This window comes from Pontiella sp. (assembly GCF_041622395.1).
Lineage (GTDB): Bacteria > Verrucomicrobiota > Kiritimatiellia > Kiritimatiellales > Pontiellaceae > Pontiella.
This window is the reverse complement of the sequence record NZ_JBFJYW010000337.1, coordinates 1-3750: the sequence shown is the minus strand read 5'-3', so window position 1 is coordinate 3750 and position 3750 is coordinate 1. Positions and strand designations below refer to the sequence as shown.

Below are 3750 nucleotides of genomic sequence, written 5' to 3'. Positions count from 1 at the left end.
TTCGGGCAGGTAGCCGTCGACCTGGCCCTGGTCGTAGTTCTGGAAGATTTCGGAGTAGGCCCAGTTCATGCCGCTGTCGGCCAGCAGCCGCTCGGTGACGTGCTTGTGGCCGCCGAGCCCTTCGAGCATGAAGACGGTGTCGGGATATTCCATGCGCACCTTGGCGATGATGTATTCCCACGCCTCGAACGGCACCATGTAGCCGGCATCGCAGCGGTAGCCGTCGACCCCCTTGCGGCACCAGAACAGGAAGACGTCGGCCAGCGTATGCCACAGTTCGCGGTTGGTGTGGTCGAGCTCGACGAGGTCGGACCACTCGACGCCCCAGGCGCCCGGCGACTTGAACTTGCCGTCTGCCTTGCGCTCGAACCATTCGGGGTGGTTGACCTGCAGCTGCGATCCCCAGCCCGTGTGGTTGATCGGCATGTCCATATAGAGGCGCGCATTGCGGCGGTGGACTTCGTCGACCAGCTCCTGGAACTGCTCCAGCGGCGTCGTCAGTTTGTCGAACTCGGCGTGCGCCGGGTCGACATCGAACAGGTCGAGCGGCGCAAAGGCGCTGCCGAAGCGGCCCATGCGGCCGTAGGTCGTTGGAACGGGGTGGATCGGCAGCAGCTGCAGAATCTTGCAGCGCAGGTGGCCGACGACGAAGTCGAGCTCCTTGATCACGTCGCGGAACTTGCCGGCCTTGGGGATGACGGTGTAGCCCGCATGGTCGAGCTGGCTGATCGCCGGTTCGTCGTCCGGGTGGATGGCGCCCTGGTACTGGGCTTCGCCGAACTGGCGGACGAAGGCGGTGTACATCGTGTTGCCGGCGCAGGTTTCGGCGGGCTCGACCTTCAGCACCGAGTTGCCGCCTTCCGGCCAGCGGATCTGGTCGGACCCTTCCGCGACGAAGTAGGCCTTGGCCTCGAAGCGCCCGACGCCAAGCAGCGGCAGGGTGAGACGGAAGGTGTCGCCCTCCGGTTGCATCGGGAAATCGTGCCAGTCGCGCGAGAGGGGCGGAAGCCCCTGTTCGGCGTGCGTGATGATCTCGGTGTGGCGCACGTGCGCATGGCCGATGTTGGAGCGCAGCCACGCCTGGCCCTTCAGGCCCGTTTGGTTGGTGAGGCTAAAGGTAACCGTGTCGCCGCGGAAGTGGAGGGTGTGCCCGCCGGGGGCCGGGTGCTGGATCAGATGGGCCATGGTGAAATCCTTATTTTCAATATCGTCCGCTCGGTTCGAAATATTCCCGAACTTATAGGGACTATCGTTTCCAATGTCTGGAAAAAAGGGCCGGAGTTTGTTGGCCCCGTCCCGCCGCAGGGCTCTTTGCATCGCCTCGGGCGCATCGAGCGGCGGCCATATTCCGATGCCCGAAATAAGGGATAAACAATTACCATATAGTCATTGATTTATAATTCTGAATACAGCGAAGGTCGAGATTTGAGAGTTTGTGATAGAATAAAGTCGATGGGTTTTTTGCGGAAGCGGCGATGCGAGCCCTCCGGGCTGGCAGGGGAATGGCGGCGCACTGCGCCGGAACGGGGAGGGGAAGCCGTACCGCCCCCCATGGAATTTTTGTGTTGAGCATTAGATAAGGAGAAAACGGCCATGTATAAACAAGTTGTTGCAATGGGGATCATGTGGGTTGCCGGGGCAGGATTCGTCATTGCCGACCAGCAAATTTTGGACGATTTGATTGTTGATGGTTCGTTGGCGGTCGGGCAGGACGCGGTAAACGGGGAAGACTTTGGCTTTGATACGATCCGGCTCAAGGAAAACAACCTGCGCATCCATTTTAGCGATACCAGTACTTCGGGTTCGTTCCCCAGCACGGATTGGCGGATCGTGATCAATGATAGCTCCAACGGCGGCGATAATTATTTTGCGATCGAGGATGCCGATGCCGGCCGGCTTGTTTTCCGCGTGGATGCGGGGGCACCCGCCAATGCGCTGAAGGTGGATGGGGAAGGGGATGTCGGCATCGGACTGGAAAATCCGGTGCTGGAACTGCATGTGGCGGGCGGGGATACTCCGGGACTGCGTCTGGAGCAGGATGGAACCGAAGGCTGGACGCCGCAGGCCTGGGATCTGGCCGGCAACGAAGACAATTTCTTTATTCGGGACGTGACCCATGCGAGCGCCATCCCGTTTCGCATCCAGCCGGGCGCCCCGGACAATGCGCTGACGGTAAAAGCCAGCGGGAAGACGGGCATCGGCACCTGGAATCCCCAAGCGAAGTTGCATGTCGAGGCCTCCGTCAATGAAGTCGGTGCCCTGCTGGTCGGCCCTGCAACCGTGGTGCCCACCACGACGCTGCATGTTGAAGGCAACGCCTATATTGGCGGTACGCTGGAGATCGCCAGCCGTCGGGCGCTGAAGGAAAACATCGGTTCGGTTTCTTCCGACGAGGCCATGGCGGCATTCAAGGCGCTGGAGCCGGTTCGTTTCAACTATATCGGCGAAGACGAATCCCAGCTCGGCTTTATTGCCGAGGATGTCCCCGAGTTGGTCGCCACGAAGAACCGCCGCAGCGTTTCGCCGATGGATTTTTCCGCGTTGCTCACGCGGGTGGTTCAGGATCAGCAACAGACCATCGACCGGCAACAGGCTACGATCGACACGTTGTCCCAGCGCCTGGAAGCGCTTGAAAAACGGCTGGAGCAGGGAGAATAGCGATGACGGTCCCATTGAATAAGCTATTCCCGGTGCTGGTGCTGCTGGCCGCTCCGGTACTGGCGGAAAACCTGATCGTTCGATCCGGCGGGCAGTTGATCTGCCGTACCAACCTGACCGTCTCGTCCGGCAAGATTACGCTGGAAGACGGGGCGTCGATGGTGATCGACGCTGCCGCCGTCAACTGCCGGGATTTCCAGCTCGATTCGACCGCCAGCCTCGCCGCAACCGGCACGCTCGGCGTCAGCGGTTTCTGGATCAATGACAGCGGCTTCGTCAAATCCACTGCCCTGGAGATGCCCAAGGCCGTGTCTTCGCTTTCGCAGACCAATCAGGCCATCGGATTCGGCGACACCGACAACGACGGGATTTCGGATCGGGGCGAGGGCAGCTTCGATGCCAATGCCAACGGCGTGGCCGATTTTATCGACCCGGCCCAGGCGGCGCCGACCGCGCACATTCCGGTGGACTGGCTGGTTCAGATGGGCCTTCCGACCGATCATTCGCAGGATCATGCCGATGCGGATTCCGACGGGACTTCCAACTGGAGCGAATACCACGCCATGACCGAACCCTTCGACCCCGATTCCGTGCTGGCGATCACCGAGTTTGCGTGGAATTCGCCGTCGACCGGCGCGGTGGCCGTAACGTGGAGCAGCGTCGACGGGCGCTGCTACGAACTTCAATATGGAACCAACCTGACGGCCGCGGGGTTCTCTACGGCCGCTTCCGGCCTGGTGGGCGAGGACGGGACGACCACCGTATCCCTTCCTGAAGCGTCCGACCGCCAGGGCTTTTATCGGATCCGGGTTCTTCCATAAATCATTTGCGAGGCTATCCATGAAACATTCTTATTCTCTGCTTGTCATCGGCGTTGCCCTGCTGGGGGGCCTCGCATCCGCAAGTGCCCAGACCCTTTTTTCGGCGAATTTTTCACCCGCCACCATCGGGCCCGGAAGCTCCAGCACCCTGACCTTTACCATCGACAACTCAGGCAGTGCCGTGGCCGCGACGGATCTGGCCTTTACGGACGTTCTGCCGAGCGGAGTCGTTTTAGCGACGCCGGCCCATCCCTCGTGGAATGGAAAAAGC

The 3750-nt window shown here is 60.9% G+C and carries 3 protein-coding genes and 1 pseudogene; 3 read left to right on the top strand and 1 reads right to left on the bottom strand.

The genetic code is table 11. From position 1 onward, the window contains the following. A pseudogene (locus tag ABYO54_RS15085) lies at positions 1 to 1185 on the bottom strand (glycogen debranching protein); the annotation flags it as partial. 408 nt (positions 1186 to 1593) lie between these two features. Here ABYO54_RS15085 and ABYO54_RS15080 point away from each other — a divergent pair. The 3 genes from ABYO54_RS15080 to ABYO54_RS15070 form a co-directional block, all read left to right on the top strand. Further along, positions 1594 to 2658, top strand: a complete 1065-nt coding sequence (locus ABYO54_RS15080; RefSeq protein WP_372809064.1) for a tail fiber domain-containing protein — start codon at positions 1594 to 1596, stop codon at positions 2656 to 2658. 2 nt (positions 2659 to 2660) lie between these two features. Then, complete coding sequence (locus ABYO54_RS15075; RefSeq protein WP_372809063.1) at positions 2661 to 3479, top strand: hypothetical protein; 819 nt, start codon at positions 2661 to 2663, stop codon at positions 3477 to 3479. 19 nt (positions 3480 to 3498) lie between these two features. Beyond that, the coding region (locus ABYO54_RS15070; RefSeq protein ID WP_372809062.1) for a hypothetical protein at positions 3499 to 3750 on the top strand (252 nt) is incomplete at its 3' end.